The sequence below is a fragment of the Pseudarthrobacter cellobiosi genome (assembly GCF_023913815.1).
Taxonomy (GTDB): Bacteria; Actinomycetota; Actinomycetes; order Actinomycetales; family Micrococcaceae; genus Arthrobacter; species Arthrobacter cellobiosi.
In genome coordinates, this window is the sequence record NZ_JAMXBK010000014.1 from 1 (window position 1) to 24,219 (window position 24,219).

Below are 24,219 nucleotides of genomic sequence, written 5' to 3' on the forward strand. Positions count from 1 at the left end.
CGGGTGCTGGACTACGTCACGACGCCGGGATCCCCCGTCAGCACGAAAGCCTCCTTCGCCATCCAGGACGGAGTGCCGGGGCTGGTCGTTGGTTGAGCCGGTCGAAACCGTCGAAACCCTCGGTGGTTGAGCTTGCCGTAACCTTCGGTGGTTGAGCCTGTCAGTAACCAGCCCGTCGAACCCCCGTCCGAGTCCGCTCGACCGGGGGTTTCGGCGTTGACCTTCAGTCAGATGGTGACTCGCCGAGTCCCCCTTAGTCTCCCGTTTCCTTTAGGTTCACATTGAGACCGCTGCTCGGGTGGTAATTCCAAGAGACACTAAAGCCGTCCCAGCTATCCCGCTGCGTACCGTCCAGAGCTCGGGTGGTCCCCATCTGGTCGTAAATGGAGTCTGGCATATTTATGGCCTCTAGAACGCAGTCGATCTGCGTCATTGATAGACCGGAGGAGTCCTTTTCCCCTTCGTTGTCGAGGGAGAGACTGTGGCCGTCGTCGCCAAGCTTGGCTGAGGCCTTCTCTGCGGTGAGTTTGCACTTGGCAACGGCGTCTGGCAGGGGCCGCGGTTTGTTCGCTTCCGCCTCAGCAGCGGCTTTCGCGTTGGCATCATTCACTGCCCCCGTCACAGCTGTGGTCCCTACAATTCCGAGCAAGATTCCCAGGACGAGACCTGCCGCGCCGAACATGACCGCCTTCGGCAAACGCTTCCTGAGCGCCGGATCCCCCGGCCCTAACGGGCCTGAATCTCCGTGCTGTCCGCCGTCACCGACCGATACGTATGGCTGTCCTGCAGGAGGCAGGTCCTGCCCGGACTGACGTGCGAAAGAGGGCGGGCCTGGAGGGTCCGGCGGGCGCTGATGCCCTGGCGTTTCGGGTGCTGTCAATGTGTCCTTCTTTCCGAAGTGGTTAGAGCGTAAGCGGGTCTGGCCAGTAATGAAATGAACTCGACTACATGGTCGTGGTCCAAACGCCGCCTGGAAACGCTTCATCAATCGTTTTACTTTACCCTTCAACGGACAAGGTGTAGCATCCGTTCTACGGGCAAAGATGCCCGTGACGCTATTGGGGGAAGCGATCATGTCATTCCAAGCCTTTCAGCGCGCCGCATACCGCTTCTGCGATCGGCGTTCCGAACCGGGTTGCCCTCATTCGGCGTCCATCACCGCACCCACCACGCACGCTTCGCATCGCTCGTTGGTCAGGTGTCCCCTGAAAGGACTCTCATGAGCCAAAACCCGTATCTCGCCCCCTATCCTCCAGCGCATGGCTACGGACAAGCGCAACAGGGCAATAAGTCGTTCCTCGTGACATGGCTGCTGTCACTCCTCCTCGGCGTCTTAGGCGTGGACCGGTTCTACCTGGGCAAAGTTGGAACGGGCATTCTCAAGCTGATCACCCTGGGTGGCATCGGCATCTGGGCCCTCATCGACCTGATCCTCGTGCTGACCAACAAAACCCGCGACAAGCAGGGCCTTCCGCTGGAGGGCTACGAGAAGCACAAGAAGGTCGCTCTGATCGTCACAGGCGTGGTCATCCTCCTGAGCATTGTCGTCAACTCGGCCCGTGCAGGCTCCGCTCCAGCGCCTGCTCCCGCTCCCACTCCAAAGGTCTCCGCGGCGACTCCCAGCGCTACCCCCTCTGCAACGCCCACGAAGGACCCTGCGATTGCCGCGGCTGAGGCCAAGGCGCAAGCTGACGCCGACGCTAAGGCAAAGGCTGACGCCGATGCTGCTGCCAAAGCCAAGGCCGAAGCGGACGCTGCTGCGAAGGCGAAAGCTGATGCCGACGCCGCCTCGAAGGCTGCAGCAGACGCCGCTGCGAAAGCTGCTGCTGAGGCTGAAGCCGCTGCTAAGAGGGGGACGATAAGCCAGCAGAACGCCCTGCGGAAAGCTGCTGATTACCTCGAGTACACCGCCTTCTCCCGTACCGGCCTGATCGGGCAACTGGAGTACGAGAAGTATTCGGCCGAGGATGCGACGTGGGCTGTGGACCGGGTGACAGTGGACTGGAACGTGCAGGCAGCCAAGAAGGCCAAGTCGTACCTCGAGTACACCTCCTTCTCGCGATCCGGCCTGGTCGACCAGCTGCTTTACGAGGGCTACACCCCAGAGCAGGCCGAGTACGGAGTTAGCCAGACGGGTCTCTAGGGTCTGTATCAGTTCCAGTGGCGGCGGTACCGAAACTGACGCCCCACTGGACCTGAGCGACCGAGACACTCGTCGCCAGACATTCGCGGTGACCGATGAAGATACTAGACGTCACCTGCCGACTGCCGGGAGATTGATCGAGTTCTAGATGAGATGGTTGGCGCGAACGCCGCTTCCATCTGTTCTCGCGGAACTTCACCAAAGCCGTAGCGGCATTTTCCACTGAATAAGCCCCGCCTGGCCGTCAAACACGCCAACCATGCAGGCAAGCAGAAGCTTCAACATATCTAGCCATTTTTCGCACATTCTCACAATTGAAGGAGACCCCTTGGAAGCCGCAGCTGTCACCACTTGGATGTTCGTCGCCGAATGTCCTATTCCCAACGATGTCGCCGAGCTGATGGTCCCCGGCGAGCAGCCGGTGGCCGCCTACAAGACATTTCGCGACAGCGCCATCTTTACGACAAAACGACTGATTGTGCGTGACGCCCAGGGAATGACCGGCAAGAAGGTGGAGGTCTACTCCCTGCCTTACTCTGCCATCAACATGTGGTCCTCGGAGAATGCCGGGACATTCGACCTGGACGCTGAATTAGAGCTGTGGACACGTGCCGGCCACATCAAAATCAAGGTGGGCAAGAAGACGGACATTCGGCGCCTGGACATGCTGATTGCCCATTCGGTTCTGGGCACTCTGCACTGATTGGGGTACGGCGATGCTTGAACTGAAGCGCATCTACTGGACGAGGCAGGCAATCAAATCAGCCTACTTGGCTGCGACAGTGTGGCTTCTCGCGTCAGCCATTGTGGCGCTGATTCCGGAAAAGGGCACGACCGTCGAAGGCCAAGGCATTTCCGTTGTCACAGAGACACTGCGGGGGATGTTCGATCGGGTCCTAGGTGCCGTTGCCGTGCCGGGCGTGCTCGTGGTGGTCCTAGCCGTCGTAGCGGTCGTCCTCCGCACCCAGGACCTCCGACGCCGCGACTCGGTCCGCCGTTTCACCCGCCAGCAGCGCCGCGAAGGCATGTCACGGGCCACAGGCCTGTGTGAAATGGAGGCAGGATTCCGCCGCCGTTGCTCCCGGCCCGCCGAGCACGGCGACCATTTCTATCCATGGTCGAAGGGCGGATCCACCAGCCTGCAGAACTTCGTCGCCGCCTGCGCCAGGTGCAACCGGGCGAAGGGCGCCAGGATTCCTTCCCCAGGGCAGCAGGGTCGGATCGAACGACGACGGCGGGACTACGTCACGCCCGACGGTCCTGTTAGCGTCGGCGAGCGGCAGCCGCTTCCTTAGACTAAGCCGGTGATTGAGCTTGTCGAAACCGCGGGTTTCGACAAGCTCAACCACCGTGCACCCCTACGGGTGCACCAGCACCTTCACCGCCGTCTCCTTGCGGTTGATCAGGGTGTCGAAGCCCCGCTCCACCAGATCCTCCAGCGCAATCCGCCCCGTGATGAACGGCTTCAAATCCACCTTGCCCTCCTGCACCAGTTTGATGGCCGCAGCATGGTCCCGGACGTACGCGATGGTTCCGCGCAGGTCGATTTCCTTGAGCACCAGCTTCTGCATGTCCACTGTGGCCGGCGCACCCCAGATGGACACGTTCACCACCACGCCTGCCGGCCGGACGGCGTCGAGCATGGTGTCCAGTACCGCGTTCACGCCCGCGCATTCGAAGGCGACGTCCGCCCCGGTACCGCCGGTGAGTTCCAGCACCCGCGCCGGGACGTCCTCCTTGCTGGGGTCCAGCACATGGTCCGCCACACCGCTGGATACCGCCTTCTCTTTGCGGGCCAGCGTCAGCTCGCTGACGATCGTGGTCACGCCCATGCCCTTGAGGACGGCCGCGGTGAGCAGCCCGATCGGACCCGACCCGCCCACGAGGGCCACGTCGCCGGCCTTCACGCCGCTGCGCGCCACCGCATGGTGCGCCACGGACAGCGGCTCGATCAGGGCCGCCTCATCCAGCGGAATGTCCCCGATGGGATGCACCCACCGGGCGTCCACCACGATCTTCTCGCTCAGGCCTCCCCCGCCGCCGGAGAGCCCGATGAACCCCATCTTGCGGCACAGGTGGTAATTGCCCGCCTGGCAGGAATCGCATTCGTCGCAGACAAAATAAGGTTCGACGACGACGTTGTCCCCCTTCGCGAGGCCCGTCACCCCTTCGCCGACTTCAGAGACAGTCCCGGAGAACTCGTGCCCCAGAGTCACCGGAGCCTCCTCCCCCGAGAGCGGGTGGGCGTGACCCGGTGCGGGGACGAAGATGGGGCCTTCCAAGTATTCGTGAAGGTCAGTGCCGCAGATCCCGCACCACGCGACGTCGATCTTCACCGTTCCGGCCCGGAGCTCCGGCTCCGGCACATCCTCGATCCGGATGTCCTTCCTGCCGTGAAAACGTGCTGCTTTCATGATGGTCCTCCTAAATTGAACGGTTATAGAGGTTTCGACAAGCTCAACCACCGGCGGCCGGGTTTCGTCGGTTTCGACAGGCTCAACCCCGGGCCTCAGCGCGCGTGGTGCGTTGGCTGCAGTTCGTACACCGGCGTTTCCAGTCCTTCCATCCGGGCCTTGAGCTGCAGGGCCAGGTACGACGAGTAGTGCCGGCTCTGGTGCAGGTTGCCGCCGTGGATCCAGAGGTTGGGCACGTTGGTGGGCTTCCACATGTTGCGCAGCTCCCCTTCCCAGGGGCCCGGGTCCTTCGGGGTGTCCGAGCCGTACCCCCAACATTTTCCTACTTTGTCCGCGATTTCGGGAGAGACCAGGTCCGCCAGCCAGCCGTTCATGGAGCCGTAGCCGGTGGCGTAGACAATCAGGTCGGCCTCCAGCTCAGTGCCATCACCAAGGACCACGGCGTTGCCGGTGATCTTGGAAACCTCCCCCGAGCGAAGCTGCACGCGACCGTCGATGATCAGCTGTGAGGCGCCGACATCGATGTAGTAGCCGGAGCCGCGCCGCAGGTACTTTACGAACAGCCCGGACCCGTCCACGCCGAAGTCCAGGTCGAACCCGGCGGCCTCCAGCTGGGAGTAAAACTCGGCATCCCGGGCAGCCATCTCCTGGTACACCGGCACTTGGGCCTCGGGCAGGATCCGCAGCGGCAGCGACGCGAACAGCAAGTCGGCCTTCTCCGTGGTCACGCCGGCCGCCAAAGCCTTCTCGGAGTACAGATCCCCCAAAGCCAGGTCCATCAGCGACTCGCTCCGGGCGATGTGAGTGGAGGACCGCTGCACCATGGTGACGTCGGCGCCGTGCTCCCACAGGTCCGCGCAGATATCGTGCGCGGAGTTGTTGGAGCCGATCACCACGGCCTTCTTCCCGGTCCAGTCCCCGCCGCCCGGGTGCTGCGACGAGTGGCGCTGCTCCCCCAGGAAGGACCCCGCGCCGTCGAACGCAGGGATGTTCGGGTAGCCCGAGACGCCCAACGCGAACACGAGCTGCTTGGGCCGCAGCGTCACCGGCGCCCCATCACGAACGACGTTGACCACCCATTCCTGGGTGCCGTCGTCGAACTCGGCGCCTACGCACTCGGTGCCGCCCCAGTAGTTCAGCTCCATGATCCGGGTGTAGTGCTCCAGCCAGTCGCCGATCTTGTCCTTGGCGGCAAAGACGGGCCAGTCGTTGGGGAACTTCAGGTAGGGCATGTGGTCGTACCAGACGGGGTCGTGCAGGTGCAGGGACTTGTAGCGGTTCCGCCAGGAGTCGCCCGGCTTCTGGTTCTTCTCGATGACGAGGGTGGGGACGCCCAGGCACCGCAGCCGGGCCGCGAGGCCGATGCCGCCCTGCCCGCCGCCAACGATGACCGTGTAGGGCTGCTCCTCGTAGCCGAGCCGGGCCTCGCGCTCCTCCTTCTGTTCCAGCCAGGAGCGGCGGCCCTTGATGATTTCGTGCGCCACGCTCTTATCGCGGCGAGTTCTCTTCTTCTCCTCGAAGCCCTTCAGCTCCTGCATGGTGGTGAGCAGCGTCCAGCATTTGCCGTTCCGCAGCCGGAGGTGGCCGTAGCCGCGGGCGGCGGCGGTTTCGAACGTGATCCAGGCTTCCGTGGTGCCGGCGTCGCCCGTGGCGTCCTCGGCCAATGTCCAGTTGGAGGGCTGCACGTGGTCCAGCGTCGCGTCGAGCATCTGCCGGATGTCCGCCTTGCCTTCCAGCGTCTTCAGGTTCCAGGTGAACGCCACGAAGTCACGCCAGTAGCTTTCGTCCTCGAAAAGCTCCAGCGCAGCGTCCACGTCGCGCCGCTGCAGGGCGGCATCCAGTTCCGTCAGCCAGGCCTGCGCGGCTGCGGTGGGTGTTTCGGTCATTGCCACTCCTTTGTGTGTCATGGTCCGTGTCTCTGGTGGTCCCGGCGGCCCCGTCCCGCCGGAATCCCCTGCGCTATGCTGGGACGGGCGTGAGCTGCATCACTATTGCAACGCAGTGGGGGTAACAGCCGCGTTACACGGGCACTGCCGGCCAAGGACGCCGCCGGTGAGGAGGACACTGTTTTGGACTACGGCCTGAGGTTTTCGGACCCGGCGAAATACTCGCGGGTCCTGCGCCGCGCCCACGAACTGGTCATCTCCGGAGTCCCGCGCCCGGAGATCCCCAACGACCTGGCGGATTCGTGGCGCCGCTCCATGGCCCTGGGCATCAGCCCGGACCAGCACAGCCCCCCGGCACCTGCACGACGTGTCCGACGTCCTGGAGCTGCGGCGGGAGCACCGGCTGCAGCATGTCATGCCGGCGCTGAACGACCTGCTGGCCGACGATTCCAGTTCCGGCCGGCACCTGCTGGTGCTCACCGACGCCCGCGGCGAGATCCTGTGGCGGGTGGGCAGCCCGGAGGTGCTGCGGCGGGCGGACCGGCTGGAGTTCTCCGAAGGGGCGGACTGGTCCGAGGCCGGCATCGGCACCAACGCCATCAGCGAGGCGCTGGTCACCGGCCGGCCGGTGCAGCTGTTCTCCGCCGAGCACCTGGTCCGCACCCACCATGAGTGGGCATGCACCGCGGCGCCCATCACGGACCCGGCCACGGGCCGGCTGCTGGGCGTGCTCGACGTCTCCGGACCGCTGGACACCCTCAGCGCGGACACGCTGCGCATGGTGCGGTGCGCGGTCCGGGTGGCGGAAGCGCTTTTGGGAACGCCCGACGGCGGGACGTCCTTGGGTGCCTCCCCTGCCCGGGCCTCCTCCCGGCAGGCCGTCCGCCGGCCTTCTGTTGGTGTGAAGTCACTGGAGCTGCTCGGGGACAAACCTGCCGCGGAATTCCGGGACGGCAGCCGCGTGCCGCTGACCCTGCGCCGCGCGGAGATCCTGGCGTTGCTGGATTCGCGCGCCCAGGGCTGGACCGCTGAGGAACTGGCCTATGAGCTCTATGGGGACGCGGGCACCCCGCAGGCCATCCGGACCGAGATGTTCCGGGTCCGCTCCATGCTGGGCGATGCCGTGGAGTCGAATCCGTACCGGCTTGCTGCAGGATTGGTCGATTGTTCCGATGCCGGGCGGGTGCTGCGGCTGCTGCGCGAAGGGCAAGTGGCGCAGGCACTCGAAGCGTACTCCGCTCCCCTGCTCAGCCGTTCGGGCGCTCTGGCGGTCCAGCTGCTCCGGGACCAGCTGGACCTGGCCCTCGGATCGGCTGTGCGTTCCAGCGGCCACGCCGGGCTCCTCATCCGGTGGCTGTCCACGGATATGGGCTCCCCGGATTTTGAGGCAGTCGAGGCACTGGGAAGGCTGGTGGGTCGCGGGGATGCGCGGTATCTTTCGTTCCTGGCCTCGCACCGGGTTGAGCCGCGTTATAAACACCAACCCTCTATCTCGTAATGAAAAGATCATCAGTTTGATTCATCCTGCGGCGTGCCGGCACTTCGATGGTGTCTTCAGCCAGGCCGGGGGTCCTGGTCGTCCTCGGTCAGGACGTAGTCGGTTCCCATGCTCTGCTTCCTGGTAGGTGCAGTGTTCTTGGCTTCACCGTAACCGTGACTGCTGAACGTTCGCGCGGCTGGCTGCGCCGCGCCAGGGTCACCTGCGGCCGGAGAAGATGTTCCATAGTCACGTCCTGATTGAACCCGGGACCACAGGACTGGACTTCGATGGAGTCATTCCATGCCAAGGTGTTCCGGCACGTGCCGACCCAGGCGTAGTTCTGGCCGGAATGCCCGCGCGTTTCCTGCACCTGTCACTGGGAAGAACCTCCATAAAACACTCAATCGCTCATCTGCTTTTTCCAAAGCGCTCAGGAGCAGAACGTAGCAAAAATTGGTTTACCCCGTTAACTTGACGGTTGATGGGTAACCAATGTACTGTTCTAGATATGAAAACAAACACAGAAACCTCAACTGGGAGGGCTAACGTACAAGAAAGCGATCGGCCACGTGTCCGCAGGACAGCAGGTCGACCGGCCCTCTATCACCGGATCCCTGGACGAACCCTTTTCGTTATTGATATCGAAAACATGGTTGGCGTCAGCACACAGCTCACTGCACGCCAGGTTGGCAAGGTCCAAGCCCGCATCAACGCAGCCGTAAAGTTCGCGACCGGTGATCACACCGTTATCGCCTCCAACCAGAACAACGCGGCAGCCGTCTGCTTCGCTTGGAACGGTCCCGCGTGCCGCAGGATCCGCGCCGGCAAGGAGGGCGCCGATCAAGCCCTGCTCGAGGAGTTGCATGACCCGGTCTGGGTCGCTGGCCGCTACGACCACGTCGTAATTGCCTCCGGAGACCACTCCTTCGCCGACGCCGTGGCCGCAATCAAGTCTGCTGGCTGCCCCGTCACCGTCATCGTCCCCGATGTGGGCCTGTCTAAGCGCATGCGTCTGGCCGCCGGACCCGATCTAGTCCGTCTGGGCTCGCCGTTCCCTGCCAACATCATCACCCCATTTCCCAGCTTCAAGGAGATCGCATGACTACCACCGGCTTGAGCCTTAATAAGGCACAGATTGCTGAGCTCGGCGGCGTCAGTCGTCCGGCGGCCTCCAAATGGGCCAATGCTGAAGACTTCCCCAAACCCGTGCCCGGTTTGGGCACTTCCAACAGTCCCCGCTACAGCGCAGACGAAGTCCGCGCTTGGATGAAGGCCAGTGGCAAGAAGATTGTGGGCGACGACGCATACCGTGCCCTATGGGCTGCGATGAATACCTGGCGTGACCATGGACTCGACTACCGTGGCGGCGTCGGCGTAGTAACTTCCCTCATCGTATGGCGCTACGTATCCGACCCAACCTCCCCAGGCTTCCACAAGGACCTGCCGACGGAGTTCCGCTGGCAGTCCTGGCGAGACTGGACGACCGGCAACCCTTTGAGCGAAATCCAACGCGGCATGGAGTACTTCGAGCATGAGATGAACAACCAGGGCCTCTTCGACTCCCTCCAGGACAGCTCTGTTGCAGGCAACCCACGCGACCTGAAGGAATCCCTCTATCCGGTCATGGATGCCCTCGGCATGATCGGGCCTGACGAATTCATCACAACCTTCGAAGCCTTCTACGACCGCGTGACCGAAGCCACGGGTAAATCAGCCGGCGAGTTCGCAACCAGCAAGGACTTGGTTGAGCTGGCAGCCCTGGCTATAGCTGATATTCCTGGCCCTATCCACGATCCGGTGGCCGGCACGGGTAGGCTGCTGCTCGTCGCTACTACGGAAGGCATAGCCCGCAACCGCGTGACCGGTCAGGAAATCAGCCGCTCCAGCCGATCGATGGCATTGCAGCGAGCCCTACTCGCCGGCGTGGACAACTTCGACGTGCACCTTGGCGATACCCTGGCCGACGACGCGTATGCCCAAGGCCACGCACAAGTCGTGGTGATGAACCCACCGTACGGCCTCCGCAACCCCGGACGAGACCTGACCTGGGATCAACGGTTCATCTTCGGCGCTCCAAAGCGAGTGTTGGATCTTGCCTGGCCCCAGATTGGTATTTGGCATCTCGGTCCCGGCGGACGCTGTGCGTGCTACTTGCCCGCAGGCACCGTCTTTCGCGGTGGCGAAGAAGCACTTATTCGTCAAAACATGCTGAAGGCCGGCAGCGTCGAAGCCATCGTAGCCCTTCCCGCGGGCATGGCGATCGCAACCCAGATCCCGCTGACCCTGTGGATCCTCGCTCGTCCAGGTGAGGCTGCGGATCCCGGCCGCGTATTGCTCATCGACCAAACCGACCAGGGCGATCGACTGGACCGGACGGCGTTCACGGTCGACATCCCGGCCATCGCCGAGGCACTGCAATCCTGGCGACACGACCAGACAGTACCCGGAAATATACCTGCCACTGCCGTGAGTGTGGAGGAAGTCTTAGCCCACGGAAGCAATCTCACGCCGCAGCACTGGGTTCAGTCGCCTGCAGAGGCACCTAAGGCGACCAAGGTGCGCGATCAACTCGCAGCACTGGGCCAAGCCATCCGGGAGTTGTCTAATTTGCACCTGCAGACCAGCGTCGAGATCAGAACCCGCACGGCGCCTGTCGCTCAGACGACGGTGGGTCAGCTGATAAAAGACGGCCGCATCGAGCAGATTCGCCCCAAGTACCGCGTTCCCGAATCTGACCTATCCACAACCGTAGGCACCCCCGTGGTCACAGGAGACTGGATACGCCGATCAGGCCCGACGAGCAGCTTCGTCAACCCAGCACTTGTCGAACAGCCAGTACTCACCAAGCCTGGGGACGTGTTGGTCCAGACCCTCGGTGGCTTGGCATCACGCGTCGACGAGGAGGGCGGCAAAATTCTCCACACTTCCACCTACCAGTTGCTGCGCGTGCACGACGAGAACCTCATCCCGGCCTATTTGGCCGAAATCATCGCGACCGAACATAACTTGAACTCCTACTCCCAGGGTTCTTCCCATCGGCGAGTCAAGATCAGTGACCTGCCCGTCCCGCTTCTCCCACGCCCCGAGCAGGATGCCCTCGTAGCAGTGCTGACCGAGACTCGCGCCTTGAACGAAAGGGCGAAGACATTGGCAGCGAAGGCGCAGGCAACCCGCAACATCTTGGCCGAAGCAGTCGCCGCCGGAGCCGTTCATGTCACCAAAACCTAATTCGCACCCGCGGGAGCTGAACATCTTCACGCTTTGCACCTCCTGCGACGCGATGCAGTGGAGGCTCACCATCGGCACTAGCTTTCCTTCGAACCACGAGATGAAAAGCTAGTGCAGAACCCATTATTCATCCCCAACGGGGGCCAGCCAGGGGCCACTTCCCCGACTTGATCGCCGCGTGGATGCCCTCGTCGACCAGTCCCCCATTGGCGTGTAACCCGTTCTCGTCCTACCCCTTCCCTTAACTGGAAAGCCCGAGGATTGGTGCACGAATATGTGCTGCTAAGTTGAGAGCACCGCCCAGAAGGTCAAAATAAGCGCCATGCGCAAAGGAGTACACAAACCGAGATGTCCGGAACAACTAAGGAAGCGCAGCGCGCGGAGCTACACAAGACGATCTGGCGGATCGCGAACGACCTGCGCGGAAGCGTCGATGGTTGGGACTTCAAGAGCTATGTGCTCGGGATCCTCTTCTACCGCTACATCTCAGAGAACCTCACGGCCTACATTAACGAGGGCGAGCGAAAGGCCGGTCACCCGGACTTCGACTATGCAGAACTAGCGGACTCCGAAGCCGAGTTCGGGCGCACAGAGACAGTCGCAGAGAAGGGTGTGTACATCCTCCCCTCTGAGCTCTTCGCAAACGTACGTAAGCGAGCTGAGAACGACGAGAACCTCAACGAGACGCTCGAAAACGTCTTCAAGAACATCGAGGGGTCGGCCGTCGGTACCGATGCTGAGGACGATCTAAAGGGTCTCTTTGACGACCTCGACGTCAACTCAAGCAAGCTCGGCCACACGGTCGCCAAGCGGAACGAGAAGCTCGTGAAGCTCCTCGACGCCATCGGCGAGCTTACGCTGGGTAATTTCGCCGATCACACTATCGACGCCTTCGGCGATGCGTACGAGTACCTCATGCAGATGTATGCGTCGGCTGCGGGTAAGTCCGGGGGTGAGTACTACACTCCTCAAGAGGTCTCAGAGTTGCTCGCCCGCCTCACGGTAGTCGGCAAGACATCAGTGAACAAGGTGTACGACCCGGCATGCGGCTCAGGCTCGTTGCTGTTGAAGTTCGCCAAAGTGCTCGGCAAGGAGAATGTCCGCCAGGGCTTCTATGGCCAGGAGATCAACCTGACCACATACAACCTTGCGCGGATCAACATGTTCCTGCACGACATCAACTACGAGAAGTTCGACCTCGCACATGGCGACACACTGATCGATCCTGCCCACTGGGGTGACGAGCCATTCGAAGCGATCGTTTCCAATCCACCCTACTCAATCAGGTGGGACGGCGACAGCAATCCTCTCCTCATTAACGATCCGCGCTTCGCGCCGGCTGGGGTCCTTGCACCGAAGTCTAAGGCTGATCTCGCCTTCACAATGCACATTCTTTCCTGGCTCGCGGTAAATGGGACAGCCGCGATCGTCGAATTCCCTGGAGTCCTCTACCGCAGCGGTGCCGAGCAGAAGATTCGCAAGTACCTCATTGACAATAATTATGTCGACGCTGTCATCCAGCTTCCGCCGGATCTTTTCTTTGGCACCACGATTGCGACCTGTATCATCATTCTGAAAAAATCGAAAAAAGACAATTCGGTACTCTTCATTGACGCGTCAGCCGAGTTCGTTCGCGCCGGCAACAAGAACAAGCTCACCGAAGTTAATCAGAAAAAGATATTAGAAACTTTCAGCACCCGCGACGATGCCGATTATTTTGCGAACCTCGTATCCAACGAGGAGATCGCTAAGAACAATTACAACATCGCGGTTTCATCCTATGTGGCGGCCGAAGATATGAGCGTGGCCGTAGACATCACCGAACTGAATGCCGAGATTGCCCGAACCATCATAAGGCAGGCTGAACTCCGTGAGCAGATCGACACCATTGTGTCCGACCTGGAGGGGGTGGCGTGAACCGAATCAATGACCTGATCGATAAGCTGTGCCCCGTGGGGGTGCCTCATGTCCCACTCGGGGATCTCATCCAGATTAATTTTGGAACTCGCATCACAAAGGCGAAAGACACGGGTACGCTTTACCCCGTTTACGGTGGGGGCGGCGAGAGCTTTCGAACTAACACCCACAACCGCGAAGATGAGTGGGTCATTTCACGATTTGCGATGTCCGGAGACTGTGTCCGGTGGGTCTCGGGCAAGTTTTGGATGCTCGACTCTGGATTCACCTTCGATGTTGCCCTTCCCGATCTCGACAAGGAGTATGTCGGCCAGGTTCTGCTACACATGCGGCCAACTATCTTCGCTACTTCTACCAAGTCGGCGCAGAAGAATATCGACATAAGCGGTTTCAAGCGGCTCAAGATTCCGGTTCCCCCAATCGATTTGCAGCGGGAGATCGCTCGTATTTTGAATCTCTTTACGTCAATGGCGCAGGAGTTTGAGCGCGAACTTGAGAAAGAACTCGAAGCCAGACATCGTCAGTACGCTCACTACCGCGAATCGCTTCTAACTCTTCACGGCCAGAATCAAGATGGCCGGGTACCAATGGGCGAGATCGGTGAGTTCATTCGCGGCCGCCGGTTCACTAAGAACGATGTCACAGAGGTCGGCATTCCAAGTATTCATTATGGTGAGATTTACACGCACTACGGAACCGCCACTAAGTCAACTATCTCGCATGTTCGTGAGGGGTTGGCTTCGCAGCTTCGCTATGCCAGTCCAGACGACGTCGTTATCGCGGCCGTGGGGGAAACTGTCGAGGATGTTGGAAAGGCGGTCGCGTGGCTCGGAAGCGGAGAGGTGGCAGTTCATGACGACTGTTTTATCTTCCGGAGCCCTATGAACCCTAAGTTCGTGGCGTACTACTTGCAAACTAATGCGTTTCACTCCGAAAAGGGTAAGCACGTCGCACGCGCTAAAGTAAAGCGCCTCTCAGGCGGCGGCTTGGCAAAGCTAACAATCCCTATTCCACCACCAGAGGAGCAGGAACGCATTGTCGCAGTTCTTGATGAACTCGATGCCTTGATTAATGACCTCTCAGTAACTCTCTCCGCCGAGATAGATGCTCGTTGCAAACAGTTCGAGTACTACAAGGGCAAGATGCTGACGTTCGCGGAGCTAGCATCATGAGCGAAGCAACCCTGCGAAAATACGACCCTATTGCGGTTAGCAGCGAGAGCACCGTCGTCGCAGAATATGTGCCGGATAGCGCCAATGAGGCGGCATACCAATCCGAGGCCGATCTGGAGCGTGAATTCATCAAGCTCCTGCAGTCGCAGGCCTACGAGTACTTGCCTGTTACGAGTGAGCCGCAACTAATCACAAACCTCCGCGCGCAGCTGGAAGCACTGAATGGCATCACCTTCAGCGACAGCGAATGGGATCGTTTCTTCACGGAACGAATCGTCGGCGCCCATGACGGCATTGCCGAGAAAACCCTGCGCCTTCAGGAAGACCACGTTCAGCTACTGCGACGCGATGACGGCTCGACGAAGAACATCCTGCTCATCGACAAGGCGAATATCCATAACAACCGCCTCCAAGTCATCAACCAGTACGAGATCGGCCAGGGCGAAGGCGGTGCTACACGTTCCACACGCTACGACGCGACCGTTCTCGTCAACGGTCTTCCCATGGTGCACATCGAGCTGAAGCGCCGTGGAGTCGATATCCGCGAAGCGTTCAACCAGATCGACCGCTACCAGCGCGTCAGCTTTTGGGCTGGGTCTGGCCTATTCGAGTACGTGCAGCTGTTCGTCATCAGCAACGGGACACTGACGAAGTATTACTCCAACACGACTCGTCGTCAGCACTTGGCCGATGCAGCGGGCTTGAAGAAAGCGCGTAAGACATCAAACTCATTTGAATTCACCTCGTGGTGGGCCGACGCTCAGAATAAGCCGATCCAGGATCTGACGGCGTTTGCAAAGACCTTCTTCGCAAAACACAGCCTCTTGAACATCCTCACGAAGTATTGCGTCCTGACTGCCGACCGGATGCTGCTGGTCATGCGGCCCTACCAGATCGTGGCCACCGAGCGGATCCTGAAGAAGATCGACATCTCCACCAATTACAAGCAGCTGGGTTCCGTCGCCGCGGGCGGCTATGTCTGGCACACCACGGGGTCGGGCAAGACACTGACGAGCTTCAAGACCGCGCAGCTTGCCTCAAAACTGCCGACAGTGAACAAGGTGCTGTTCGTCGTGGACCGCAAGGACCTCGACTATCAGACGATGCGCGAGTACGACCGGTTCGAGAAGGGCGCTGCCAACTCGAACACTTCAACGTCAGTGCTCAAGAAGCAGCTCGAGAACCAGCAGGCAAAGATCATCATCACAACGATCCAGAAACTTGCGACGTTCATCAAGGCGAACACGGGCCACGAGATCTACTCGGGCCATATTGTGATCATCTTCGACGAATGCCACCGTTCACAGTTCGGTGACATGCATACCGCAATTACGAAGGCGTTCAAGCGATACAACCTCTTCGGCTTCACGGGCACACCAATCTTCGCCGCAAATGCCGGCAGTGGTGGTAACCCGCAGCTAAAGACTACTGAGCAGGCTTTTGGCGACAAGTTGCACACCTACACGATCGTTGACGCGATCACCGATAAGAATGTTCTGCCGTTCCGTATCGACTACGTCAACACCATCAAACTCCCGGAAGCTCTCACGGACAAACAGGTGTCCGCCATCGACACGGAACAGGCCCTGCTTGCACCGGAGCGGCTGCGACAGGTCACCGCCTACATACTTGAGCACTTCGACCAGAAAACTAAGCGCGCTCAGCACTACTCGCTCGCTGGTAAGCGCGTGCATGGTTTCAATGCGCTGTTTGCGACCGCCTCGATTGAGGCCGCCAAGCGCTACTACAATCAGTTCTTCATCCAGCAACGTGACCTCCCGCCGGCTCGCCAGCTAAAGGTTGGTCTGATCTACTCCTACGCAGCGAACGAAGCAGTCGAGGACGGCGCACTCGACGAGGAGGGCTTCGAAACAACCGCACTCGACGCATCGTCGCGCGACTTCCTGGAGGATGCAATCCAGGACTACAACGACATGTTCGGCACCAGCTTTGACACGTCCGCTGACAAGTTCCAGAACTACTACAAGGACCTCTCGCTGCGCCTCAAGCAACGCGAGATCGACGTCGTCATCGTCGTAAACATGTTCCTCACCGGCTTCGACGCCACGACGCTAAACACGTTGTTCGTTGACAAGAATCTGCGGGCGCATGGTCTCATCCAGGCCTATTCGCGAACAAACCGCATCCTCAACTCAGTCAAGACCTACGGCAACATCATCACCTTCCGCGATCTCGAGGAAGAGACCAACGACGCCATCGCGCTCTTTGGTAACAAGAGTGCCCAGGGCATCGTGATCCTCAAGCCATACGGCGAGTACTACGACGAGTACGCCGACAAGGTCACTGAGCTATTGGATAACTTCCCGCTCGGTACGCCGATCAATGGCGAGGCGGCACAGAAGACGTTTATCGCCCTCTTCGGCACCATCCTTCGGCTCCAGAACATCCTGACGTCCTTTGACGACTTTGCCGGCCAAGAGATTCTGACGGCTCGACAAGGTCAGGACTACCGCAGCGTCTATCTCGACCTCTATGCCGAGTTCCGCCGTGACAAGGTCTCGGACAAAGAGTCGATAAACGATGACGTCGTCTTTGAGATCGAGCTAATCAAGCAGGTTGAGATCAACGTCGACTACATCCTCATGCTCGTTCAGAAATATCGTGATCAGCGTGGTGACGGCGATGACAAAGAAATCAGGGCCGAGATTACGCGTGCCATCGATGCCAGCCCGAGCCTGCGCAACAAGAAGGATCTCATCGAAGCGTTCGTCGATTCTGTCTCCATGACCGGAGAAGTTGACGAGGAATGGCGCGCGTTCATCGCCGGCCGCAAAGATGCCGAACTTGATGCGATCATCGAGTCCGAGAGCCTGCGACCGGATGAGACCCGCGTGTTTGTAGAGACAGCCTTCCGCGACGGTAGCATCCAGACAACAGGCACTGCGATCACGAAAGTACTCCCTCCGGTTTCTCGATTCTCAGCCAAGGGCGGCCATGGCGAGAAGAAGCAACGCGTACTCGAAAAGCTCGGCGCCTTCTTTGAACGGTTTTTCGGACTGAGCAGTCAGGGGGATAAGTAATGGCAGAGTCTGTAGCTTCGTGGCTTGCAGGTTTGAATTCGCTCTACACGCCGCTACCTACTCATTTCGACGCCGCGAAGAGCCATAGGGCCTCGATCGAGGTGCGGCTCGACTACGTGATCGGCGTCCATCGCATGTTTGAGATCGGCTCGCTTCGCCAAGGTACTGGCGTCTGGCAGTTCAGTGATGCCGACTACCTCGCTTCCTTGAAAGGCATTCGGCCGGCATCCTCAACGACCATGCTTAACAAGGTTCGCGAGGCCCTAATGGCTCGGTTCCCGACTACGACGATCTCAGTTCGCAGTCCAGCGGTCGTGTGCCGTTTCTCGGACTGCGAGGTCGAGGTTGTGCCAGGCTACGTGACTGATACGACCAGCGGCTATGGGTACTGGATTGCCGACCCTACGTTGCCTGGTGGGTGGATGAAGACCTACCCAGCAGCCCACAACGAGTATGTGAACACCGTGAACAAGAATTTCAACGGCGGCGTCAAGACTCTCGCGCGACATCTCAAGGTCTGGAAGTACAAGCGTCAAGTGCCCATCTCATCTTGTTACTTGGAAATGCGCGCCGCGAAGTACATGGATGGACAGCAGTCGTACATCCATATCTACGATCTATACCTCGCGTTGAGCAATCTCCACACAGCCAGCCTGGCTGCTATGAACGATCCAACCGGGCTTGGCTCACGGTTCACGGCTTGTTCCTCTGACGCAACTAGGGCCGACGCCCTCTCCAAGCTCTCGACTGCTGTCAGCAGGGCGAGTAAGGCACTCGACCACTACAAGCAAGGCAATGAGGCTATGGCAATCGAGCAGTTGAAGCTGCTGTTCAACAGGTGAGCTCAATGGCAGATCCGTCTTACAAGCCCCCATCAGCAAACGATGTTGCGAAGGCACAGAACCTTGATGCCAACCTAAAGCTGTTACTCGCTCAGCGGCGACTCTATTCAAAGACGAAGATTTGGACGAGCGTTCGTGGAGTGGGAGTTGGTGTCGTAGCGATCGGCGCACCGATCCTGACCGCTATCTGGCCAGAGGCTGCGGTCCCCGCGGCTACCGTGGCCGCAGTCTGGTACGCCCTAAATCATGTTCTCTTCAAATTCTTGGAGCGTCGTGGTGCAACCCGCGCGGCGACCATACAGGAGCAATTTGATACAACGATCTTCGGAATGCCGACGATCGCAGTGCGGGAACTGCGCGTGCTTCCCGAAGACATATCGCAGCTCACCGGTGCTGGGGCTGGCGCAAGAGCGAGCAGGCGCTATGCCTACTCGATAGAGAGACTCCGCGATTGGTATTCGATTCAGCAGAATGTGCCTGGCGCCGTCGCTATCGCGATTGCCCAACGCGGTAACGTCGCGTATTCCCGACGGCTCCTTGACCGGAACGCGGCCCTGTGGTTTGGCCTGCTGGTCGCGTGGGCGATTATGGCGGTAACAATCTCCATTGCTAGCGGCTTCAGCCTGGCGACCTTCTTGCTGGTCGTTGCCATCCCGGTCATGCCCCCTCTACTGGACGCTTGGGATGAGTTTCAAAAAGTGCGTGCCGCTGGACGCGAGAGAGAGGCACTCGCTAACGAAATCCAGGACGCAATCTCTGCCAATCGCACCGCGCCGATTCAACCGGAGCAACTCGTCGCATGGCAGTCGCAGCTCTTTGCACTTCGACGTGATGCACCACTTGTTCCTGACTGGCTCTACAACCTGCTTCGTGATCGAAACGAAACTGAAATGTCGGACGCCGCCCGAGCACTCGGTCAGGACGCCCAGACAAGGAAAGAAGATATCGAATGAGCCGACTCAGCGTAGCTAACAAGACGTACCTCGAAGCCCTTCTCGGCATGACAAGTGGGTACGTTCTTGACTTCTCGAACGCCTCGTTCGCGAATTTCTTTCGTGAACTCAACATCGATATTTACGATGCTGAACGCTACCCCGGATTCGGCGATTCAAAGGCAAATCGGATCCGTGCTCTCTGGAAAAGCGGATCCGACGTCGAGGTTGCCACTTCCCTGCATGCACTCGCTGAGTACCTCGATGCCAAGAAAGCGGCAGCTGCTTTGGGAGCCGAGATCACTGATGAGCAGGTTGTCCGAATACATGACATCGCGCGCAGCTTGAGCAGCCAGCAGGCGGAAGATACGAAGACACCGTTAGCCGGTGGCGTACACGCTAGCTTCACTACGGAGGCGACAGTCGCGGCCAATAAGATTCAGATCGAGATCCATGAGGACATCTACAACCATATTGACCAGTATCTGGTCAATGGAGACTACTTTCACGCGGTTGAGGAGTCGTACAAGCTCGTGAGAGAAAAGCTCCGCGAGAAGACCGGCAGCGAGAAGGCCACTGATGCATTCGCAGCATCAAACCAGGCGAAGATTTTCGGTCATGCTAGCCGCAACCCCTCCGAGAAAGACTTCTATGATGGAGTTAAGTATCTGAACATGTCGATTCAATTCCTGCGGAACGAGAAAGCGCACACTCCCGCAACGCCGCTTGAGTCAAACCTCGCGCTACACTACATCTCACTCGCAAGTCTCGCCTACGATCTGATCACACGCTACGTGAGCGACGAAGTGATTGCCGAGGTCGAGGATCTCATCAGCGCCAAGCGACGTAGCCTTTCAGCCTCTGCCTTCTACCGATTGTTCGAAGGCGGGCGATGGCTCGATAGCATCAACCTGCCAGAGGAATTGAAGTCATCATCGGTGCGCCGAGTGCTGAAGGAAAAATGGCTTGCAGAAGCCGACTTCACCCGTAGCTATGATCATAGCAACGTCATGCTGATGAGGCTTGAAGTTATAGCTGAAGAACTAACCAAAGCTGATCTAGATGATCTTATCGAGCGTCCAACGGTGGACGCCTACGGTAATAATCAGGAGGCAGGCATGCTCCCTTTCATGGAATACATGCGGGAGAAGCACCCGGACAAGATCTCCTCCAAGGTAGGGCACTGGATCGAGGACAAGCTACGCGAATATGCGCAGCGCTGATGGCGCGGCAATCATTGCCTACGGCATCGTCCGGATCGAAGCCGGGCTTCAGCACAGTCACCAAAGCGACACTCTCACCGCCGCACGAAGACCGAAACAAGGACGATAAGTCCACACACTAGTCTGAAGTACTACCTAGTAGAAACAATCGGGCATTATCATAGCTGCAGCCGACGCGCTTGGCTATCTCTCGGATGACCATTCTAGGCTTCCGGAGCCGAAGAATCTCCTTCTCCTTGTCTGGCGTCAGACCGCGATGCCTGGATGAGACACCGTGCTCGGCGAGCAGGCGCAGGAAGGTCGACTTGGCGACGCCCTTCTCACGAGCCAGCGCCGTGCTCATCTCGCCAGCTTGGTACCGGGCGACGAGTTGTGCCAGTTCTTCCACCGTGAAGCGGTCGGTAAGGCGGTATCTCTGAGTCTTGCGCGTTGCATGCTGTGGTCGCGGCTTTGCGTGCCCCGAGTCCATCCGCTTCATGGCGGCCGCGATGGTCATCATCTGCTCAATTTTGTGGCAACCATGCTTCGAGTAGCATCCTAGGACCTCGTCCATTTAGAGTCATTATCATTGGACCTACCGGTCGTAATAGGGTCGCTACAGTAGTGTGGCGACTCCATTATGTTTTCGAAGCAATTACGCCAGAAAGCCACTAAACACGATTCGACCCCTGTGGTTTTAGTTGCATCCTGCATGTCAGGACCTCCGGGCACATCATGTAGCTACGGCGGTGGCAGTCGCGAACACATCAGCCGGCATCGGCCGGTGCAGCTTCCACGTAATGGCAATCGGCTTCTCGCCCGCGTGCTGAACGTAGTCCACCTGTCCGAGGCACGTGTAGGGAACGGTCAGTCCGGTCTCGTCGTCCGCAGTATCCCGCGTAAATATTAGGATCTTCGAGCCGTGCGAGGCCCGCTCCAGGTACCGTTTGCCCGTTGGGCTCCCCGGCGAGGTCGCGTTCTGCGACTCCCAGTGGAACAGTTCCGGGCTGATGGCGTAGTCCTTGTACATTGTGGTCGCCGAGTGCTTCTTGTCATCCTTGTTGAGGGTGACAAAGAAGGCATCGGTGGATGTCGCCGGACACCAGGCCACGCCCTCACGGTGCTGCACGTTCTTGCCAAGCTCCAGCGATCCATATTGCAAGGCCGCCAGGACCTCTTCGCGCCGGTAGGTCGCGTGGGAAAGCAGCGGCACATGTTGCAGCCCCGCTCCGAGGCCTTTTGCAGCGTGCTTGGACGCGGCCACTCCGAGTTTCACGAGCTGGCGGATCTCGCTGCAGACAAACTGGTAGCCGCGCAGGTAGTCCAGGCCGGCGTCGTACGTCTTGAAACCGCCGCCGTCGTCCCACAGGGTGTAGAACAGCATGCGGGCGAAAGTCTGCTCCCGCGTTCCTAGCTCCGCGCATCGGGGCGCATCGGGGCTGACCAGCATTGAATAGGCCTCGGCACGTTCCGGATCGTCCACATGGATAAGCGCAGCCATGCGGCCCAGGAGCCTACTCTCATCGGCATCTGAGAGTTCCTGGATCTTCCCGCGGAGGACCGACTCCAGCGGCGAGAACCCTTCGATCAGCCCCGCCTGTCGAAGGTAGCCGGTCCAGGAGTCCCTGGTCGAACGGTAGATCGACTTCACGTTGTTCCCGGACTGCTCCAGATAGGACTCCAGCTCGGTCTCCGCATACGAGGCGATGTCCCGGACCAGCTGTGCCCGGTTGAACCGCAGCTGTGCCTTGATGTTGTCCAGCACCACCTTCTGCGCCACCCGGTCCAGCACGATCTGGGAGCCGGACGGCAGGTACGGGAACTCATCCTCGACAGCCTTCTCCAGCTCCTTGCGCCCGTAACCGGTCAGCGCCCGGTAGCGCAAATCGAAGCGGAACTCCCGCCGCTGCTGGCCGATGAAGTCCATGACTGTCAGCACGGCTTTGCCCTCAGCACGGCGCAGCCCCCGCCCCAGCTGCTGGAGGAAGATTGTTGCGCTCTGCGTGGGCCGGAGCAGCAGGATGGTGTCCACCTGCGGCAGGTCGAGGCCTTCGTTGAAGAGATCCACAGCGAAGATGCAGTTGATCTCCTGTCGGCGGAGGCACTCTAGTGCCGCTGCCCGGTCGGCATCGTCGGTGCTGCCGTCGACGGCAACGGACGCTATTCCGGCACGGTTGAACACCTCAGCCATGTAGTGGGCGTGTTGGACCGATACGCAGAAGCCAAGGGCCCGCATCTGGTCAGTGCTGGTGACCTTGTCGCGGAGTTCGCGGATCACCTTGGCAGCACGGGCATCGTTGCCGGTGTAGAGGTTGCTGAGCTGGGCTGCGTCGTAGTTGCCGCGCTTCCATTCCAGCTGGCTCAGATCGACGTCGTCCGAGACGCCGAAGTAGTGGAACGGAACCAGCAGGTCAGCGTCCAGGGCGTCCCACAGTCTCAGTTCGCTGGCGGTGCGCCCGTTGAAGAACATCTTGGCGACGTTAACACCGTCGCCGCGTTCCGGCGTCGCGGTGAGTCCGAGAAGTTGGTGTGGCTTCAGGTGATCCAGCAGGCGCCGGTAGGTGGGCGCCATGGCGTGGTGGAATTCATCGATGACGACGACGTCGAAGAAGTCCGATTCCAGCTGTTCGATGCCGAGCGAGGACAGGGACTGGACGGAGGCGAAGATGTGTTTCCAACCGTTCGGCTTATGCTCCCCTACATGGAGTTCGCCGAAGGCACCGTCCTGCATAACGTCCCGGTAAGTACCCATAGCCTGTTTGAGGATTTCCTGCCGGTGCGCGACAAAGAGGAGCTTGAGATCGCGGCCGGCAGCCTCACGCAGGCGCTTGTAGTCCAGAGCCGCGATCACTGTCTTCCCGGTGCCGGTGGCGGCGACCAGGAGGTTGTGGTTGAAGCCTTTGAGCCGCTCGGCTTCCAGCTCTTCTAGCATCTCCTCCTGGTGGAGGTACGGCTGGACTTCCAGTCCGGTAGTCGCGTCCGGCGCTGCGGTTCGCCTGCCGCCGTTTCGCTCTAATGCTGCATCTAGCTTTTCGCCGTCGCGTTCCGGATCATAGCTCTGGAATGCGCGTTGCTCCCAGTAGCTGTCGAAGGTGACCTCGAACTTCTGCAGCAGAGTGGGCGTGCCGACTGAACTGAGCCTGACGTTCCATTCAAGACCATCGAGCAGCGCAGCCTGGCTGAGGTTGGAGCTTCCTACGTAGGCCGTGTCAAAGCCGGAGTTGCGCCGGAACAGCCAGGCTTTGGCGTGCAGGCGAGTGGCCTGGGTTTCGTAGTTGATTTTCACCTCGGCGCCGTAACGATTGACAAGTTCGTCGATGGCTCGGCGTTCGGTGGCGCCCATGTAGGTGGTGGTGAGGACTCTCAGGCGGGCTCCCCGCTCCTTGAGCTGCTCCAGGGCGGGCTCGAGCAGGCGAAGGCCCGTCCACCGGACGAAGGCACAGAGCAGATCCACATTGTCGGCGGACTCGATCTCGGCCCGGAGCTCCGCGGCGAGATTCGGCTCGTCCTTGCTGTTGGTGAGGAGCGCGGAGTCACTCAGCTTCGTAGTGGGGCGGCGGAGTTGGCGGCGTTTGAGTGTGTCCGCGCGGTGAAGGGACTGGAGCTGGGTGGGGCCGTCTTCGATTCGGTCTGTTGTGTTCAGTTGCTGGAGCAGGCGGTTGGCTAGACCAACTCTGTCGCCGGGTTTGGCTATGGTGAGGGCTTGACGTACGGCGTCGGCAACGTGGCGGGAGAGGATGGCCGGGGTGTCTTCGTCGTCTACGTTCGCGAAGATCGGCTGCAATTCTGCTTCGCGGCCCAACCGCTGGCCAACTAGGTCGGTTTTCAGTAGTTCGTATAAGCCTTCGGGCAGCTGCTCCGCCACCACTCCCCCAATGGAATTAGTCACAGCGCCAGGTTAGCGGATGAGCCTCACGATTCCTTTGTTTGGCTGTTTCAAAAATGTTGCATTTCCCAGTACT

Annotated in this window: 17 protein-coding genes; 12 read left to right on the forward strand and 5 right to left on the reverse strand. The window is 59.9% G+C overall.

Annotated features, from left to right (window positions below; translation table 11 throughout):
* Positions 1 to 253: 253 nt before the first annotated feature.
* The gene (locus NG701_RS01065) at positions 254 to 682 is read right to left on the reverse strand and encodes a hypothetical protein (protein ID WP_252563588.1); all 429 of its coding nucleotides are present in this window, start codon (positions 680 to 682) and stop codon (positions 254 to 256) included.
* Between the two features lie 537 nt (positions 683 to 1,219).
* Here NG701_RS01065 and NG701_RS01070 point away from each other — a divergent pair.
* From NG701_RS01070 to NG701_RS01080, 3 genes are all read left to right on the forward strand, one after another.
* On the forward strand, positions 1,220 to 2,143 hold the full coding sequence (locus tag NG701_RS01070) for an Ltp family lipoprotein (RefSeq protein ID WP_252563590.1): 924 nt from the start codon (positions 1,220 to 1,222) through the stop codon (positions 2,141 to 2,143).
* Positions 2,144 to 2,471: 328 nt separating this feature from the next.
* Positions 2,472 to 2,846 (forward strand): PH domain-containing protein, encoded by a 375-nt coding sequence (locus NG701_RS01075; RefSeq protein WP_374208638.1) that lies wholly within the window; start codon positions 2,472 to 2,474, stop codon positions 2,844 to 2,846.
* 13 nt (positions 2,847 to 2,859) lie between these two features.
* Positions 2,860 to 3,438, forward strand: a complete 579-nt coding sequence (locus NG701_RS01080; protein WP_252563593.1) for an HNH endonuclease — start codon at positions 2,860 to 2,862, stop codon at positions 3,436 to 3,438.
* A gap of 63 nt (positions 3,439 to 3,501) precedes the next feature.
* Here NG701_RS01080 and NG701_RS01085 read toward each other — a convergent pair whose 3' ends face one another.
* Together NG701_RS01085 and NG701_RS01090 are read right to left on the reverse strand one after the other, a co-directional pair.
* Complete coding sequence (locus tag NG701_RS01085; RefSeq protein ID WP_252563596.1) at positions 3,502 to 4,557, reverse strand: 2,3-butanediol dehydrogenase; 1,056 nt, start codon at positions 4,555 to 4,557, stop codon at positions 3,502 to 3,504.
* Between the two features lie 95 nt (positions 4,558 to 4,652).
* Positions 4,653 to 6,443: an NAD(P)-binding domain-containing protein gene (locus NG701_RS01090; protein WP_252563599.1), complete on the reverse strand. Its 1,791-nt coding sequence runs from the start codon at positions 6,441 to 6,443 to the stop codon at positions 4,653 to 4,655.
* A gap of 367 nt (positions 6,444 to 6,810) precedes the next feature.
* On the opposite strand from NG701_RS01090, the gene NG701_RS01095 reads away from it, so the two are divergent.
* From NG701_RS01095 to NG701_RS01135, 9 genes are all read left to right on the forward strand, one after another.
* A complete protein-coding gene (locus NG701_RS01095) occupies positions 6,811 to 7,941 on the forward strand; it encodes a GAF domain-containing protein (protein ID WP_252563602.1) in 1,131 nt (376 codons plus the stop codon).
* A 490-nt stretch (positions 7,942 to 8,431) separates the two neighbouring features.
* Positions 8,432 to 9,025 (forward strand): NYN domain-containing protein, encoded by a 594-nt coding sequence (locus NG701_RS01100; RefSeq protein ID WP_374208639.1) that lies wholly within the window; start codon positions 8,432 to 8,434, stop codon positions 9,023 to 9,025.
* Positions 9,022 to 11,151, forward strand: coding sequence for an N-6 DNA methylase (locus NG701_RS01105; protein ID WP_252563608.1), 2,130 nt, complete (start codon positions 9,022 to 9,024; stop codon positions 11,149 to 11,151). The genes NG701_RS01100 and NG701_RS01105 overlap by 4 nt, the downstream gene beginning before the upstream one ends.
* A 348-nt stretch (positions 11,152 to 11,499) precedes the next feature.
* The gene (locus NG701_RS01110; protein ID WP_252563611.1) at positions 11,500 to 13,068 is read left to right on the forward strand and encodes a type I restriction-modification system subunit M; all 1,569 of its coding nucleotides are present in this window, start codon (positions 11,500 to 11,502) and stop codon (positions 13,066 to 13,068) included.
* Complete coding sequence (locus NG701_RS01115) at positions 13,065 to 14,240, forward strand: restriction endonuclease subunit S (RefSeq protein ID WP_252563627.1); 1,176 nt, start codon at positions 13,065 to 13,067, stop codon at positions 14,238 to 14,240. The genes NG701_RS01110 and NG701_RS01115 overlap by 4 nt, the downstream gene beginning before the upstream one ends.
* Complete coding sequence (locus NG701_RS01120) at positions 14,237 to 17,281, forward strand: type I restriction endonuclease subunit R (protein WP_252563629.1); 3,045 nt, start codon at positions 14,237 to 14,239, stop codon at positions 17,279 to 17,281. The genes NG701_RS01115 and NG701_RS01120 overlap by 4 nt, the downstream gene beginning before the upstream one ends.
* The gene (locus NG701_RS01125) at positions 17,281 to 18,123 is read left to right on the forward strand and encodes an SMODS domain-containing nucleotidyltransferase (RefSeq protein ID WP_252563631.1); all 843 of its coding nucleotides are present in this window, start codon (positions 17,281 to 17,283) and stop codon (positions 18,121 to 18,123) included. Before NG701_RS01120 ends, NG701_RS01125 begins: the two co-directional genes overlap by 1 nt.
* 5 nt (positions 18,124 to 18,128) lie before the next feature.
* On the forward strand, positions 18,129 to 19,076 hold the full coding sequence (locus NG701_RS01130) for an S-4TM family putative pore-forming effector (protein ID WP_252563634.1): 948 nt from the start codon (positions 18,129 to 18,131) through the stop codon (positions 19,074 to 19,076).
* Positions 19,073 to 20,278 carry a TIGR02391 family protein gene (locus NG701_RS01135; RefSeq protein WP_252563637.1) on the forward strand — a complete coding sequence of 402 codons (1,206 nt, stop codon included), beginning with the start codon at positions 19,073 to 19,075 and terminating at the stop codon, positions 20,276 to 20,278. The genes NG701_RS01130 and NG701_RS01135 overlap by 4 nt, the downstream gene beginning before the upstream one ends.
* 118 nt (positions 20,279 to 20,396) lie before the next feature.
* Here NG701_RS01135 and NG701_RS01140 read toward each other — a convergent pair whose 3' ends face one another.
* Both NG701_RS01140 and NG701_RS01145 read right to left on the reverse strand, forming a co-directional pair.
* Positions 20,397 to 20,777: a hypothetical protein gene (locus tag NG701_RS01140; RefSeq protein WP_252563640.1), complete on the reverse strand. Its 381-nt coding sequence runs from the start codon at positions 20,775 to 20,777 to the stop codon at positions 20,397 to 20,399.
* Positions 20,778 to 20,990: 213 nt separating this feature from the next.
* Positions 20,991 to 24,110, reverse strand: coding sequence for a DEAD/DEAH box helicase (locus tag NG701_RS01145; protein WP_305884415.1), 3,120 nt, complete (start codon positions 24,108 to 24,110; stop codon positions 20,991 to 20,993).
* Between the last annotated feature and the right edge of the window lie 109 nt (positions 24,111 to 24,219).